The organism is Streptomyces sp. NPDC086777, from assembly GCF_040702065.1.
Lineage (GTDB): Bacteria > Actinomycetota > Actinomycetes > Streptomycetales > Streptomycetaceae > Streptomyces.
This window is the reverse complement of record NZ_JBFBJI010000001.1, coordinates 447059-462036: the sequence shown is the minus strand read 5'-3', so window position 1 is coordinate 462036 and position 14978 is coordinate 447059. Positions and strand designations below refer to the sequence as shown.

General features: G+C 71.9%; 11 protein-coding genes. 7 read left to right on the top strand and 4 right to left on the bottom strand.

The features are described from left to right. Positions 1-51: 51 nt before the first annotated feature. Together AB0472_RS02075 and AB0472_RS02070 are read right to left on the bottom strand one after the other, a co-directional pair. Positions 52-612: a response regulator gene (locus tag AB0472_RS02075; protein ID WP_366352532.1), complete on the bottom strand. Its 561-nt coding sequence runs from the start codon at positions 610-612 to the stop codon at positions 52-54. Next, entirely contained in the window at positions 609-4787 is a 4179-nt protein-coding gene (locus tag AB0472_RS02070) for a HAMP domain-containing protein (protein WP_366352530.1), read from the bottom strand. Before AB0472_RS02070 ends, AB0472_RS02075 begins: the two co-directional genes overlap by 4 nt. 102 nt (positions 4788-4889) lie before the next feature. Here AB0472_RS02070 and AB0472_RS02065 point away from each other — a divergent pair, with 102 nt between their 5' ends. Beyond that, on the top strand, positions 4890-6944 hold the full coding sequence (locus AB0472_RS02065; protein ID WP_366352528.1) for a SpoIIE family protein phosphatase: 2055 nt from the start codon (positions 4890-4892) through the stop codon (positions 6942-6944). A 274-nt stretch (positions 6945-7218) separates the two neighbouring features. Then, on the top strand, positions 7219-8451 hold the full coding sequence (gene hemW, locus AB0472_RS02060; RefSeq protein WP_366352526.1) for a radical SAM family heme chaperone HemW: 1233 nt from the start codon (positions 7219-7221) through the stop codon (positions 8449-8451). Between the two features lie 28 nt (positions 8452-8479). Here the strand turns inward: hemW and AB0472_RS02055 are convergent, their stop codons facing one another. Next, complete coding sequence (locus AB0472_RS02055; protein WP_366352524.1) at positions 8480-9295, bottom strand: DUF3097 domain-containing protein; 816 nt, start codon at positions 9293-9295, stop codon at positions 8480-8482. Positions 9296-9329: 34 nt separating this feature from the next. Next, entirely contained in the window at positions 9330-10052 is a 723-nt protein-coding gene (locus AB0472_RS02050) for an MBL fold metallo-hydrolase (RefSeq protein WP_366352522.1), read from the bottom strand. A 172-nt stretch (positions 10053-10224) separates the two neighbouring features. Between AB0472_RS02050 and hrcA the strand changes: the two genes are divergently transcribed. The 5 genes from hrcA (at position 10225) to AB0472_RS02025 (ending at position 14896) form a co-directional block, all read left to right on the top strand. Beyond that, on the top strand, positions 10225-11241 hold the full coding sequence (gene hrcA / locus AB0472_RS02045) for a heat-inducible transcriptional repressor HrcA (RefSeq protein WP_366352520.1): 1017 nt from the start codon (positions 10225-10227) through the stop codon (positions 11239-11241). Further along, positions 11242-12378: a molecular chaperone DnaJ gene (dnaJ, locus tag AB0472_RS02040; protein WP_366352519.1), complete on the top strand. Its 1137-nt coding sequence runs from the start codon at positions 11242-11244 to the stop codon at positions 12376-12378. Positions 12379-12600: 222 nt separating this feature from the next. Next, on the top strand, positions 12601-13725 hold the full coding sequence (locus tag AB0472_RS02035) for a nitronate monooxygenase (RefSeq protein ID WP_366352517.1): 1125 nt from the start codon (positions 12601-12603) through the stop codon (positions 13723-13725). Beyond that, on the top strand, positions 13722-14471 hold the full coding sequence (locus AB0472_RS02030) for a 16S rRNA (uracil(1498)-N(3))-methyltransferase (RefSeq protein ID WP_366352516.1): 750 nt from the start codon (positions 13722-13724) through the stop codon (positions 14469-14471). Before AB0472_RS02035 ends, AB0472_RS02030 begins: the two co-directional genes overlap by 4 nt. A 32-nt stretch (positions 14472-14503) precedes the next feature. Further along, complete coding sequence (locus AB0472_RS02025; protein ID WP_366352514.1) at positions 14504-14896, top strand: VOC family protein; 393 nt, start codon at positions 14504-14506, stop codon at positions 14894-14896. The last annotated feature ends 82 nt before the right edge of the window (positions 14897-14978 follow it).

The window sequence follows — 14978 nt, the reverse complement described above, 5'->3', positions numbered from 1 at the left end:
AGGGCGCGGGCGTGTGGGGGCTGTTCGCGCAGCTCCCCGCGCCCCTTCCCGTCACAGCAGCCTGCTTTGGCCGAGCAGGCGCCGCAGTTCCCTGGTTTCTTCTCTCAGCGTTGCTATGTCGACGGGTTCCTCGCACAGCCGGTCCTCCAGTCCCGCCAGCCGCTTGCTCAGCTCGCTGAAATCCGCCTGTTCCCGTGCCAGCAGCACCTGCAGTTGCTGGTTCTTCCGGTGCAGTTCCAGGAACACGTTGACCTTCGCCCGCAGCACCCACGGATCGAACGGCTTCGTCAGGTAGTCCGCAGCGCCGGTGGCGTAGCCGCGGAACGTGTACCCCGCGTCCTCGTCCGCTCCGGTCAGGAAGATGATCGGGACGTCTTTCGTCTGGTCGAGGCGTTTGATGTTCGCGGCGGTCTCGAAGCCGTCCATGCCGGGCATGCGGATGTCGAGGAGGACGACGGCGAAGCGGCGACGGAGCAGGGCCTTCATCGCCTCCTCGCCTGAGCGGGCCCGTACGATCGGCTCGTTCAGCGACCCGAGGACGGCCTCCAGGGCGATCAGGTTGTCCTCCATGTCGTCGACCAGGAGGATGCCGGCACGGTCGTCAGCGGTCATGGCTCCGTCCGTTCGTCGTGGGCGCTCTCGCCGTCCTGTGTGCTGTCGGGGTCCAGGAGTGCGCATACGACGGTGAGCAGCCGGTCGACGTCCACCGGTTTGGGTACGTAGTCGTTGGCGCCACGGGCGATGGACTTCTCCCGGTCGCCCGGCATCGCCTTCGCGGTGAGGGCGACGATCGGCAGGCCGGTCCAGCGGGGGGCGCGGCGGATGGCCGCGATGGTCTCGTGGCCGTCCATCTCCGGCATCATGATGTCCATCAGGATGAGTTCGACGTCGGCGTTGCGTTCCAGGGTCTCGATGCCCTCCCGGCCGTTCTCCGCGTACAGCACCGGCATGCCGACGCGGCCGAGGACGTGGGTGAGGGCGAAGACGTTGCGGATGTCGTCGTCGATGATCAGGACGCGGCGGCCGGGCAGTACGCGGCCCGCGCGGCCCGTCTGCCATGCCGCCAGTCTGGTCGGGGCCGGCCAGGAGTCGTCGGGGTCGGGAGCGGCGGCCGGTGCGGGGCCGAGGGCGGGCACGGCGTGGTTCTGCGGGGCCGGCGCGGGTGCGGTGTGGCCGGGGCTGACGACCGGGACGTAGAGGGTGAACGTCGAGCCGGTGCCCGGTTCGCTCTCGGCGACGATCCGGCCACCCAGCAGGCCGGCGATCTCCCGGCTGATGGAGAGGCCGAGGCCGGTGCCGCCGTACTTGCGGTTCGTGGTGCCGTCAGCCTGCTGGAACGCCTCGAAGATGACCGGGAGTTTCTCGGCGGCGATGCCGATGCCGGTGTCCGACACCTCGAAGGCGATCACTTCGTCGCTGTCGTGGACGTAATGGCGCCCGGGGTCCTTCACCCGGCGCACCCGCAGTTCCACGCGGCCCTTGGCGGTGAACTTGATCGCGTTGGAGAGCAGGTTGCGCAGGATCTGCTGGAGGCGTTGTTCGTCGGAGTACATCTCGCGCGGCACGTCGTCGCCGACGGTCACCTCGAAGGCCAGGCCCCGGTCCAGGGTCAGCGGGCGGAACGTCGCGTGGACGTAGTCGAGGAGTTTGATCAGGGGGAGGCGCTTGGGGCGGACGTCCATCCGGCCGGCCTCGATCTTCGACAGGTCCAGGATGTCGTTGATGAGCTGGAGCAGGTCCGAGCCGGAGCGGTGGATCGTCGTCGCGAACTGGACCTCCTGGTCGGAGAGGCGGCCGTCCGGGTTGTCGGACAGCAGCCGGGCCAGGATCAGCAGGGAGTTCAGCGGGGTGCGCAGTTCGTGGGACATGTTCGCCAGGAACTCCGACTTGTACTGGGAAGAGATCGCCAGGAGGGCGGCTTTCTCCTCCAGTTCCGCATTGGAGCGCTGGAGTTCCGCCTGTTGTTTCTGAAGTTCGTCCGACCGTTCCTGGAGTTGCATCGCCAGCCGTTGGGACTCGCCGAGCAGGGACTCGGTGCGGGAGTTGGCGATGATCGTGTTGATCGCCACGCCGATGGTGTTGACGAACTGGTCGAAGAACGCGAGGTGGACGTCGGAGAAGCGGGAGAAGGAGGCCAGTTCGATGATGCCGAGGAGTTTGTCCTCGAAGAGGATCGGGATGATGACGATCGTGGTGGGCGCTGCTTCGCCGAGACCGCTGTTGATCTTGATGTAGTCCGGTGGGGTCTCCTCGACGAGGATCCGTTTCTTCTCGCGGGCGGCCTGGCGGACCAGGCCGTGCACGGGGAGGCCGCCGGTCTCGACCGTCGCGCCCTGCGCGGAGCCGTAGCCGGCGATGAACGCAAGGCCCTTGGGCGGTACGGCGGTGCGTACGGCGGCGCCGTCCTCGTCGGGGTCGGCCAGGAAGAACGCGCCGTACTGGGCGTTCACCAGCGGGGTCAGTTCGCGCAGGATGAGGTCCGCGACCTCCATCAGGTCGCGGTGGCCCTGCATGAGGGCGGCGAGGCGGGCCAGGTTGGACTCCAGCCAGTCCTTCGCGCGGGTCGTCTCGCGCAGGTTGGCCACCATCAGGTTGATGTTGTCCCTGAGTTCGGCGACCTCGCCGCGGGTCTCGACGGTGATCGAGCGGGACATGTCGCCCTGGGCCACGGCGGAGGCGACCTCGGCGATCGCGCGGACCTGGGTGGTGAGGTTGAGCGCGAGTTCGTTCACGTTGGTCGTCAGGCGCTTCCAGGTGCCGTACACGCCCTCCACGCGGGCCTGGCCGCCCAGCCGGCCGTCGGAGCCCACCTCGCGGGCCACCCGGGTCACCTCGGAGGAGAACGAGGACAGGGTGTCGACCATGGTGTTGATGGTGGTCTTCAGTTCGAGGATCTCGCCGCGCGCGTCCACGTCGATCTTCCGGGACAGGTCGCCCTGGGCGACGGCCGTCGCGACCTGGGCGATGTTGCGGACCTGCGAGGTGAGGTTGTCGGCCATGTAGTTGACGTTGTCGGTCAGGTCGCGCCAGACGCCGGAGACGCCGAGCACCTGGGCGCGGCCGCCCAGCCGGCCGTCGGTGCCGACCTCGCGGGCGACGCGGGTCACCTCGTCGGCGAAGGCCCGCAGTTGTTCCACCATCGTGTTGACGGTGTCCTTGAGTTCGAGGATCTCGCCGCGTGCGTCGACGGTGATTTTCTTGGAGAGGTCGCCGTTGGCGACGGCCGTGGTCACCTGGGCGATGTTGCGGACCTGGGACGTCAGGTTCAGGGCCATGAAGTTGACGTTGTCGGTGAGTTCTTTCCAGACTCCCGAGACGCCTCTGACCTGCGCCTGACCGCCGAGGTTTCCTTCGGTGCCGACCTCGCGGGCGACGCGGGTGACTTCGTCGGCGAAGGCGGAGAGCTGGTCGACCATCGTGTTGATCGTCGATTTCAGTTCCAGGATCTCTCCTTTCGCCTCCACGGTGATCTTCTTGCCGAGATCGCCCTGGGCGACGGCCGTGGAGACGAGGGCGATGTTGCGGACCTGGGACGTCAGGTTGTCGGCCATGAAGTTGACGTTGTCGGTGAGGTCCTTCCAGACGCCGGACACGCCTCTGACGTGGGCCCGGCCGCCGAGGTTTCCTTCGGTGCCGACTTCGCGGGCGACGCGGGTGACTTCGTCGGCGAAGGCGGAGAGCTGGTCGACCATCGTGTTGATCGTCGACTTCAGTTCAAGGATTTCACCCTGCGCGTCGACCATGATTTTCTGCGAGAGGTCGCCGTTGGCGACGGCCGTGGTCACCTGGGCGATGTTGCGGACCTGGGACGTCAGGTTCGACGCCATGAAGTTGACGTTGTCGGTGAGGTCCTTCCAGACGCCCGACACACCCCGTACCTGGGCGCGGCCGCCGAGCCGTCCCTCGGTGCCGACCTCGCGGGCGACGCGGGTGACCTCGTCGGCGAAGGCGGAGAGCTGGTCGACCATGGTGTTGACGGTGAGCTTCAGCTCCAGCAGCTCACCGGTCGCCTCGACGGTCACCGTGCGGGTCAGGTCGCCGCGTGCCACCGCCGTCGTCACCAGGGCGATGTCACGGACCTGCGCGGTCAGCCGGGAGGCCATGGTGTTGACCGCTTCGGTGACATCCCGCCAGCTGCCCGACAGGCCCTGCACCTTGGCCCGGCCGCCGAGCCGTCCCTCGGTGCCGACCTCGCGCGCGACCCGGGTCACCTCGCCGGTGAACAGGGACAGCTGGTCCACCATCGTGTTCACCGCGCGGGCGAGTCGGCGCAGATCGCCGCGGAGCTGCCGGCTGCCGTCGTGCAGATCGACCCGCTGGGTCAGGTCGCCGCCGGCCACCGCGTCGAGCACGCGCGTGGCGTTCGCCGCCGGCGCGACCAGGGCGTCGAGGACCTGGTTGACGTCGTTGACGCGGGACGTCCAGGCGCCCTGGCCGGGGCTCGCCGACAGCCGTTCGTCCAGCCGGCCGTGGCGCACCAGTTCCCGTTTCACGCGCCGCAGGTCGGTGTTGAAGTGAATGCCGCGGTCCATGATCTGGTTGAAGACCGCGGTGAGTTCGGCGACGATCCCCTCCCCGGCGGCCCCGTCGCTCCCCCCGGCAGCCCCGGCAGCCCCGGCAGCCCCGGCAGCCCCGTCGGCCCCGTAGGTCCCGGTCTCGGGGACTTTCGTGAAGTCGCCGTCGCGGGCGGCGGTCATCGCGGCGAGCAGAGGGCGCAGCGCGGATGCTCGGAGTTGTTCCGGTTTCTGTCCGTCTTCGAGCACGCGCGTAGCACTGTTCTCACTCATGGCGGCCCACTTCGGTAACTCGGTGCTTATGGGCGCAGTCAGTCTGTCACTCTGTCCGCATCGATCGGGATGTATTCGTCCGAACTGCTCGGGGAGCTGGACATGGGGGCCATACCCACGCAACGGGAGACCGTCTCCCGGGTCCGTGAGGCGCCTGCGCACGACGCGGCGCCCGCGCACGACACCGCTGCCCCGCGCGCGCAGGGGCGCGCGTCCCTGCCCGGAAGCTCTTTCGCACCCGGTTCCGCCCGTGCCCTGGTGCGCGCTTCCTTCGACGAGTGGACGCAGTGCGGTCTGCTCCGCCCGGAGCAGCAGCGGGTCGGCGAGGACGCCATGGTCGTCGTCAGCGAACTCGTCACCAACGCCGTCGTGCACGCCGGCACGGACGTCGAGGTCGACTGGTGGCTGGAGGAGCGGGAGGAGACGGCGTTCGTGGTCGAGGTCACCGACCACCATCCCTCCCGCGCGCCCCGCGACCATCCGGGCGAGACGCCGTACGAGACGCCGGAGTTCGGGCGCGGGCTGCGCCTGGTCGCCTCGCTCGCCGAGTCCTGGGGGGTGACGTACCGCACCGGCGCCAAGTCGGTGTGGGCGCGGCTGACCGGCCGCGGCGGCACGCTCCCCGACGAGCGGCAGCTGAAGGTCGCCGAGATCCTCGCCCCCGAGCCGCCCGCGCCCCAGCCCCAGCCCCAGCCCCAGACCCAGCCCCTGTCCGGGCCTCAGTCCCAGCTCGCCCCCGCCCCCGCCCTCGCTCCCACGCCCACGCTCACGCACGCGCGCGTGGGCGCCGCGGAGCGCGGAGAGCGTGTGGACTGCTCGCACCGCCCCGAGCGGGACCGGGACTGGCTCAACCGGGGCGCGCTGTCCTTCCTCGCCGAGGCCTCCGACCTGCTCGCCGGGCAGCTCGACGAGAACCTGGTGGCGGCGCTCACCGGCCAGCTGATCGTGCCCCGGCTCGCGGACTGGTGCGCGGTCTGGCTGGAGGACGAGGCGACCGTGCGCGGCGGCGGCTGGGGCGACAACGGCGGGGCGGGCGGCCCGCGGCTGGCCCGGGTCTGGCACGGCAGCGAGAACCGCATCGAGGAACTGCGCCACGCCCTGGAGAAGGACCCGCCGTGCGCGCGGAGCGGCTTACGGTCCGGGCCCGAGCCGTATCCCTGGCCCGGCGCGGCGCTCGGCCCGCAGGGCACCCACGGCTCGGCGCTCGCCTACCGGCTGATCGCGGGCGGCCGCCCGCTCGGCACGCTCGTCATCGGCCGGTCCGGCCCGGACGGCATCCCCGACGAGATCACCGGCCTCGTGGAGGACTTCGGCCGCCGGGTCGCCCTCGCCATCGGCGCGGCCCGCCAGTACGCCCGTCAGGCCACCATCAGCGCCGTCCTGCAGCGCGGGCTGCTGCCCGGCGCGGTCGCCGAGATCCCGGGCGTGCGCAGCGCGCTGGTCTACGAACCGTGCGACAAGGGCGGCCCCAGCGGCGACTTCTACGACCTCTTCCCGGCCGGCGACGGCCGGTGGTGCTTCGCCGTCGGCGACGTCCAGGGCAAGGGCCCCGAGGCGGCCGTCGTCATCGGTCTCGCCCGGCCCTGGCTGCGGCTCCTGGCCCGCGAGGGCTACCGGGTCGCCGACGTCCTCGACCGCCTCAACCAGCTCCTCCTCGACGACGCCACCGAGGCGGCCGACGCGGCCGCCCGCGCCCTGGTCGCCGCCGGCGGCCACGCCCTGCCGCCCGGCGACGGGCCGCAGACCCGTTTCCTCTCCCTCCTCTACGGCGAACTCACCCCCCTGGACGGCGGCGGCGTCCGCTGCACCCTCGCCTCCGCCGGGCACCCGCTGCCGCTGCTCCTCGGCCCCGACGGCGAGGTCAGCACCGCCGCCCGCCCGCAGACCCTGCTCGGGGTCGTCGAGGACGAGACGTACACCAGCGAGACCATCGAGCTGGCGCCCGGCGACAGCCTGCTGTGCGTGACCGACGGGGTCACCGAGCGGCGTTCCGGCAGCCGCCAGTTCGACGACGGCGACGGGCTCGCGCGGGCGCTGGCCGGCTGCGCGGGGCTGAACGCCGACCTGATCGCCGAACGCATCAGACGGCTCGTCCACGAGTTCGGCGGCGGACAGCCGGAGGACGACCTGGCGCTGCTGGTCCTCCAGGCGGAGTGACCGAGGCCGTACCGGAAAGCCCTGCAGGTACGCCGTACCGGAGAGCCGTACACGAACGCTGCACAGGTACGCCGTACAGGAGAGCCGTACACGAACGCTGCACAGGTACGCCGTACCGGAAAGCCGTACACGAACGCTGCACAGGAACGCCGTACACGAACGCCGTACACGAACGCTGCACAGGAACGCCGTACAGGTACGCAGTACGGGAAATCCGTACGGGAAATCAGTACGGGAAATCCGTACGCGACGTCGGTACGGGACAATGGGGGACATGCCTTCCGCACTCCCCGACGGCGAGCCCGTCCCCGACGACGGCGCGCTCCCCGCGGCCGCGCTCGCCGGTGCCGCCGCCCGCCCCCTCGGGTTCTACCTGCACGTCCCCTACTGCGCGACCCGCTGCGGGTACTGCGACTTCAACACCTACACGGCGACCGAGCTGCGCGGCACCGGCGGTGTGCTGGCCTCCCGCGACAACTACGCGGACACCTTGACCGACGAAGTCAGGCTGGCCAGGAAGGTGCTCGGCGACGATCCGCGCGAGGTGCGGACCGTGTTCGTCGGGGGCGGTACGCCGACGCTGCTGGCCGCCGCCGATCTCGTACGGATGCTGGGCGCGATCCGTGACGAGTTCGGGCTGGCCGCGGACGCGGAGGTCACGACCGAGGCGAACCCGGAGTCCGTCGACCCGGCCTACCTGGCGGCCCTGCGCGAGGGCGGCTTCAACCGGATCTCGTTCGGCATGCAGAGCGCACGGCAGCACGTGCTGCGGGTCCTGGACCGCACCCACACCCCCGGGCGGCCCGAGGCGTGCGTCGCGGAGGCCCGCGCGGCCGGCTTCGAGCACGTCAACCTCGACCTGATCTACGGCACCCCGGGCGAGTCCGACGACGACTGGCGGGCCTCCCTGGACGCGGCGATCGGCGCCGGGCCCGACCACGTGTCGGCGTACGCGCTGATCGTCGAGGAGGGCACCCAGCTGGCCCGCCGGATCCGGCGGGGCGAGGTCCCGCCGACCGACGACGACGTGCACGCCGACCGGTACCTGATCGCCGACTCGGTGCTGGCGGGGGCGGGCTTCGACTGGTACGAGGTGTCCAACTGGGCCACCTCGGAGGCGGGCCGCTGCCTGCACAACGAGCTGTACTGGCGGGGCGCCGACTGGTGGGGCGCGGGGCCGGGGGCGCACTCGCACGTGGGCGGGGTGCGTTGGTGGAACGTCAAGCACCCGGGCGCGTACGCGGCGGCGCTGGCGTCGGGGCGGTCGCCGGGGGCCGGGCGGGAGGTCCTCTCGGACGAGGACCGGCGGGTGGAGCGGATCCTGCTGGAGCTGCGGCTGCGGGAGGGGGTGCCGCTGGCGCTGCTGAAGGAGGAGGGGCTGGCGGCCTCACGGCGGGCGCTGGACGAGGGGCTGCTGGAGGCCGGTCCGTACGACGGGGGGCGGGCCGTGCTGACGTTGCGGGGGCGGTTGCTGGCGGACGCGGTGGTCAGGGACCTGGTGGACTGACCGCCCGGGAGAGCGGGCTACGGGAAGGTCAGGCCCCAGCGCCACCCGTGACGAAGTCGATCAGTTCCTCCACCCGCCCCAGCAGCTCCGGCTCCAGGTCCTTGTAGGAGCCCACGCGCGCGAGGATCGCCTGCCAGACGGCGCCCGTGTTGTCGGTGGGCCAGCCCAGGGCGCGGCAGACGCCCGTCTTCCAGTCCTGGCCGTGCGGGACGCGGGGCCAGGCGTCGATGCCCAGGGACGACGGTTTCACCGCCTCCCAGATGTCGATGTAGGGGTGGCCGACGACCAGGGCGTGGTCGCTGGTGACCGACCGGGCGATGCGCCACTCCTTGGTGCCGGGGAGCAGGTGGTCGACGAGGACGCCGAGACGGGCGTCCGGGCCGGGGGCGAACTCGGCGACGATGGCGGGGAGGTCGTCGACGCCCTCCAGGTACTCCACGACCACGCCCTCGATGCGCAGGTCGTCGCCCCAGACCTTCTCGACCAGCTCCGCGTCGTGGCGGCCCTCCACGTAGATGCGGCCGGCCCGGGCGACACGCGCGCGTGCGCCGGGGACGGCGACGGAGCCGGAGGCGGTGCGGGAGGGACGTGCGGGTCCCCCGGACGTGGGGCGTACGAGGGTGACGACCCGGCCCTCCAGGAGGAAGCCGCGCGGCTCCAGCGGGAAGACGCGGTGCTTGCCGAAGCGGTCCTCCAGGGTGACCGTGCCCGCCTCGCAGCGGATCACCGCGCCGCAGAAACCCGTACCCGGCTCCTCGACCACCAGACCGGGTTCGGCGGCCACCTCGGGCACCGGCTTCGGCTTCTTCCACGGCGGTGTCAGGTCGGCGGAGTACTGGCGCATTCGGATGACGATAGGAGAAGCCGGACCGGCGCGCCTACGACACGCCGAAACGGGCCGCCAGGGCGTCGCGCTGGGCGCGCACGAACGCGGCGTCCACCACCGCTCCGTGACCGGGCACGTACCGGGCGCGGTCGCCGCCCAGGGCGAGGAGGCGGTCCAGGGCGTCGGGCCACCGCGACGGGACCGCGTCGGGACCGGCCTGCGGATCGCCGGACTCCTCGACCAGGTCGCCGCAGAACACCACCTCCGGGTCGCCGGGGACCAGGACGGCGAGGTCGTGGGCGGTGTGCCCGGGGCCCACGTTCGCCAGCAGGGCCTGGCGGCCGTCGCCCAGGTCGAGGGTCCACTCGCCGCAGACCAGCCGGCGCGGCAGGGGAAGGGCGTCGGCCGCCTCCTCGGCCTCCGCGGCCGGCAGGCCGTTGCGGATCGCGTCCAGGCGGAGCTCCTCGCGGCCGTGTCCGAGGACGGTCTCGGTGCCCGCCGCCGCGTACAGGGCCGCGCCCGCGAAGGCGGCCGCGCCGAGGACGTGGTCGAAGTGCGGATGGGTGAGCGCGAGATGGGTCACACGGCGGTCGGCCAGCGCCTGCGCCTCCGTACGCAACCGTGCGCCCTCCGCCAGGCTCGACCCGGCGTCCACCATCAGGGCCGTGCCCGCGCCCAGGACCAGACCCGCCGTGCAGTCCCAGCCCGGCAGCCGGCATCGGCCGACGCCTTCGGCCACCCGCTCCCAGCCCAGCTCTTCCCAAGTCACCGTCATGCCGCGACGCTAGCCGTAGAACGCCATGGGTCCTGACCGGCCTTGCCCAGTCGGTGCCCCACGGCCGTACACTGGGCCGGGGATGCTGGCACTCGCGTTCGCAGAGTGCCAGACGAAAGGCCCGAAGGGACCGAAAGGCCGCGGGGACGACTTTCTGGAGGTGTGGCGCCGGATGCTGAGTGAACGCAGGCTTCAGGTGCTGCGCGCCATCGTCCAGGACTATGTCGGCACCGAGGAACCGGTCGGGTCGAAGGCACTGACCGAACGGCACAACCTCGGGGTCTCCCCGGCGACCGTGCGCAACGACATGGCCGCCCTGGAGGACGAGGGGTTCATCGCCCAGCCGCACACCAGCGCGGGGCGGATCCCCACCGACAAGGGGTACCGGCTGTTCGTCGACAAGCTGGCCGGCGTCAAGCCGATGAGCGCGCCCGAGCGGCGGGCCATCCAGAACTTCCTCGACGGCGCCGTCGACCTCGACGACGTGGTGGCGCGGACCGTGCGGCTGCTGGCCCAGCTGACCCGGCAGGTGGCGGTCGTGCAGTACCCGTCGCTGACCCGGTCGACCGTGCGGCACGTGGAGCTGCTCGCCCTCGCGCCGGCCCGGCTGATGCTGGTGCTGATCACCGACACCGGACGGGTCGAGCAGCGGATGGTCGACTGCCCGGCGCCCTTCGGGGAAACGTCTCTGGCGGACCTGCGGGCGCGGCTGAACAGCCGGGTCGCGGGACGCCGGTTCTCGGACGTGCCCCGGCTGGTGGAGGACCTGCCGGAAGCCTTCGAGGCCGAGGACCGCGGCACGGTCTCGGCGGTGCTCTCCACCCTGCTGGAGACGCTCGTCGAGGAGAACGAGGAGCGGCTGATGATCGGCGGCACCGCCAATCTCACCCGCTTCGGACATGACTTTCCCCTCATGATCCGGCCCGTCCTGGAGGCGCTTGAGGAGCATGTCGTGCTCCTCAAGCTCATGGGCGAGGCGGGGGATTCGGGCATGACCGTACGCATCGGTCACGAGAACGCCTACGAGGGACTCAACTCCACGTCCGTGGTGTCGGTCGGTTACGGTTCGGGCGGCGAGGCACTCGCCAAACTCGGCGTGGTCGGACCGACCCGCATGGATTACCCGGGAACGATGGGAGCGGTACGAGCGGTGGCACGGTACGTCGGACAGATCCTGGCGGAGTCGTAAGTGGCCACGGACTACTACGCCGTTCTCGGCGTGCGCCGCGACGCGTCGCAGGAAGAGATCAAGAAGGCCTTCCGTCGGCTCGCGCGCGAGCTGCACCCGGACGTCAACCCGGACCCGAAGACCCAGGAGCGGTTCAAGGAGATCAACGCCGCCTACGAGGTGCTCTCCGACCCGCAGAAGAAGCAGGTCTACGACCTCGGCGGGGATCCGCTCTCGCAGAGCGGCGGCGCGGGCGCGGGCGGCTTCGGAGCCGGTGGGTTCGGGAACTTCTCGGACATCATGGACGCGTTCTTCGGTACGGCGTCCCAGCGCGGGCCGCGCTCGCGTACCCGGCGCGGCCAGGACGCGATGATCCGGATCGAGGTCGAGCTCGACGAGGCGGCCTTCGGTACGACCAAGGACATCCAGGTCGACACGGCGATCGTCTGCAACACCTGCAACGGTGAGGGCGCGGCGCCGGGCACCTCCGCCCAGACGTGTGACATGTGCCGGGGCCGCGGTGAGGTCTCGCAGGTGACGCGGTCCTTCCTCGGCCAGGTCATGACCTCGCGGCCGTGCCCGCAGTGCCAGGGCTTCGGCACGGTCGTGCCGACGCCGTGCCCCGAGTGCGCCGGCGACGGCCGGGTGCGGTCGCGGCGGACGCTGACCGTGAAGATCCCGGCCGGTGTCGACAACGGCACGCGGATCCAGCTCGCCGGTGAGGGCGAGGTCGGGCCGGGCGGCGGTCCGGCCGGTGACCTGTACGTCGAGATCCACGAGCTGCCGCACTCCACGTTCCAGCGGCGTGGGGACGACCTGCACTGCACGGTGACGATCCCGATGACGGCGGCGTCGCTCGGCACGAAGGTGCCGTTGGAGACGCTGGACGGCCTGGAGGAGGTCGACATCCGGCCGGGCACCCAGTCCGGGCAGTCGATCCCGCTGCACACGCGCGGTGTCACGCACCTGCGCGGCGGCGGCCGCGGCGACCTGATCGTGCACGTCGAGGTCACGACCCCGACCAAGCTCGACCCCGAGCAGGAGCGGCTGCTGCGGGAGCTGGCGAAGCTGCGTGGGGAGGAGCGGCCGCAGGGGCAGTTCCAGCCCGGTCAGCAAGGGCTGTTCAGCCGGCTCAAGGACGCGTTCAACGGGCGGTGACGGGGTGCCGTGAAGGGGCTCCGGCCCTTCGACCCCGCCAGGGGGCTGCGTCCGGCTCCGCCCCCTGGACCGCCGGGACCCGTGTCCCTCCACCACCCGGCTCGGCCTGCTGAAACGCGCCGCGGCCCGTCCGGCTCGCCCCGCCGGGACGTGCGGTTTCCGGCATGTGCCAAAGGGGCGGCCCGATTCGGTCTTGTTCGGAGGACGTGACAACATGCCGTCATGTCCTCCGCACTGACCGATCTCTTCCCTCTTCCGATCGTGCAGGCCCCCATGGCAGGAGGGGTCTCCGTCCCGCAGCTCGCCGCCGCCGTGTCCGATGCGGGCGGGCTGGGGTTCCTCGCCGCCGGGTACAAGACCGCCGACGGGATGTACCAGGAGATCAAGCAGCTGCGGGGGCTGACCGGCCGTCCCTTCGGTGTGAACGTGTTCATGCCCCAGACCGACCACCCCGGTGCGGGTACCGGCTCCACCGGAGCGGCCAACGCGGCGCCCCCTTCCGGGGCCGTGGAGGTCTACGCGCACCAGCTGGCCGGTGAGGCCGCCTGGTACGAGACCGAGCTCGGCGACCCGGACAGTGGCCGGGACGACGGGTACGAGGCCAAGCTGGCCGTGCTGCTGGACAACCCGGTGGCCGCCGTCTCCTTCCACTTCGGTGTGCCGGCGCCGGAGGTGCTGGACTCCCTGCGGCGGGCCGGGACGCTCACGCTGGTCACCGCCACGACCGTCGAGGAGGCCCTCGCCGTCGAGCGGGCCGGGGCCGACGCGGTGATCGCCCAGGGCGTGGAGGCCGGCGGCCACCAGGGCACCCACCGGGACGTGCCGGAGAACGACGGGTCCGGGATCGGGCTGCTGTCGCTGGTCGCCCAGGTGCGCGAGACCGTCCGGATCCCGGTCGTCGCCGCGGGCGGGATCATGCGCGGCGGCCAGATCGCGGCCGTGCTGGCGGCCGGTGCGAGCGCCGCGCAGCTGGGGACCGCCTTCCTCGCCACCCCGGAGTCCGGCGCCGCCGCCCTGCACAAGCAGGCGCTCACCGACCCGCTCTTCACGCGGACCGCGCTGACCCGGGCGTTCTCCGGGCGGCCCGCCCGCGGCCTGGTCAACCGGTTCATGCGCGAGCACGGCCCGTACGCGCCCGCCGCCTACCCGGAGATCCACCACCTCACCTCCCCGCTGCGCAAGGCCGCCGCCCGTTCCGGGGACGCGCAGGGCATGGCCCTGTGGGCCGGACAGGGCCACCGGATGGCCCGCGAGCTGCCCGCCGGACAGCTGGTGGAGACCCTCGCGGAGGAACTCGCCGCCGCGTCGACAGCGTTGTCGGCCAAGGGAGCGGGGGACGGGCGATGACCGCGCCCGTCTTCGTCGTCGAGCACCTCCCCGCGGACGGCGCCGCACAGTACGTCCTCGACGGGCCCGAGGGCCGGCACGCGGTCTCCGTGAAGCGGCTGCAGCCCGGCGAGGAGGTCGTCCTCACCGACGGCGCCGGCCGCTACGCGGTCTGCGACGTGGTCGCCGCCGAGGGCAAGGACCGGCTGGTCGTCCGCATGCCGTCGGTCTCCGAGGAGCCGGCGCCGTCGCCCCGCATCACCGTCGTCCAGGCCCTGCCCAAGGGCGACCGGGGCGAGGTCGCCGTGGAGACCATGACCGAGGTCGGCGTCGACCGGATCGTGCCCTGGCAGGCCGCCCGCTGCATCACCCAGTGGAAGGGCGAGCGGGGCCTCAGGTCGCTGGCGAAGTGGCGGGGCACCGCCCGCGAGGCGGGCAAGCAGTCCCGCCGGGTGCGGTTCCCCGAGGTCGCCGACGCGGCGACGACCAAGCAGGTCGCGGCCCTGCTGGCCGAGGCCGACCTCGCCGCCGTCCTGCACTCCGACTTCGAGCACGGCAGTGAGCCGCTCGCGGCGGCCGAACTGCCCGCCGGGGGCGAGATCGTGCTGGTCGTCGGGCCCGAAGGCGGCGTCGCCCGGGACGAGATCGCGCTGTTCGAGGAGGCGGGCGCGAAGGCGTACACCCTGGGGCCCACCGTGATGCGCACGTCGACCGCCGGGACGGCGGCCGCGGCCCTGCTGCTCGGTCGCACCGGCCGGTGGTCCTGAACCGACCGCACCACACCCTTGGGGGGACAGCCGTGGAACTCGCCCAAGTCCGGCTCCTGGTCACCGACTTCGCCGCCTGCTACCGCTTCTACGCCGAGGTGCTCGGCCTGAGGCCGCAGTCGGGGGCGAGCGAGGGGCCGTACGAGAAGTTCAGCCCGCACGCCGGATCGGCGGGGATCGCCCTGCAGGACCGGGCGATGATGGCCGCGATACTCGGCGAACTGGGGGACGCGGCGACCGGGCACCGCTCGCTGGTGGTGCTGCGCGTCGACGACCTGGACGGCTACTGCGAGCAGATCACCGCACGGGGCGCGGTCCTCGTGCACGGACCCGAGCCGATGACCGAGCGCATGCGGGTGGCCCACCTCAAGGACCCCGAGGGGAACCTGGTGGAACTCCAGGAGTGGCTGCTGCTGCGGACCTGAGGGGCGGCGCACCGGCACGGGTGACCCCTCCGAACACGTGAGTGGCCGTAAGCCCCCTACCGCCACCGGCAGGACGGTGGCA

What these genes read in the sequence shown, in the direction of transcription:
- AB0472_RS02075 (WP_366352532.1), bottom strand. Translation starts at nt 612, where the DNA reads ATGACCGCTGACGACCGTGCCGGCATCCTCCTGGTCGACGACATGGAG.
- AB0472_RS02070 (WP_366352530.1), bottom strand. Translation starts at nt 4,787, where the DNA reads ATGAGTGAGAACAGTGCTACGCGCGTGCTCGAAGACGGACAGAAACCG.
- AB0472_RS02065 (WP_366352528.1), top strand. Translation starts at nt 4,890, where the DNA reads ATGGGGGCCATACCCACGCAACGGGAGACCGTCTCCCGGGTCCGTGAG.
- hemW (WP_366352526.1), top strand. Translation starts at nt 7,219, where the DNA reads ATGCCTTCCGCACTCCCCGACGGCGAGCCCGTCCCCGACGACGGCGCG.
- AB0472_RS02055 (WP_366352524.1), bottom strand. Translation starts at nt 9,295, where the DNA reads ATGCGCCAGTACTCCGCCGACCTGACACCGCCGTGGAAGAAGCCGAAG.
- AB0472_RS02050 (WP_366352522.1), bottom strand. Translation starts at nt 10,052, where the DNA reads ATGACGGTGACTTGGGAAGAGCTGGGCTGGGAGCGGGTGGCCGAAGGC.
- hrcA (WP_366352520.1), top strand. Translation starts at nt 10,225, where the DNA reads ATGCTGAGTGAACGCAGGCTTCAGGTGCTGCGCGCCATCGTCCAGGAC.
- AB0472_RS02035 (WP_366352517.1), top strand. Translation starts at nt 12,601, where the DNA reads ATGTCCTCCGCACTGACCGATCTCTTCCCTCTTCCGATCGTGCAGGCC.
- AB0472_RS02030 (WP_366352516.1), top strand. Translation starts at nt 13,722, where the DNA reads ATGACCGCGCCCGTCTTCGTCGTCGAGCACCTCCCCGCGGACGGCGCC.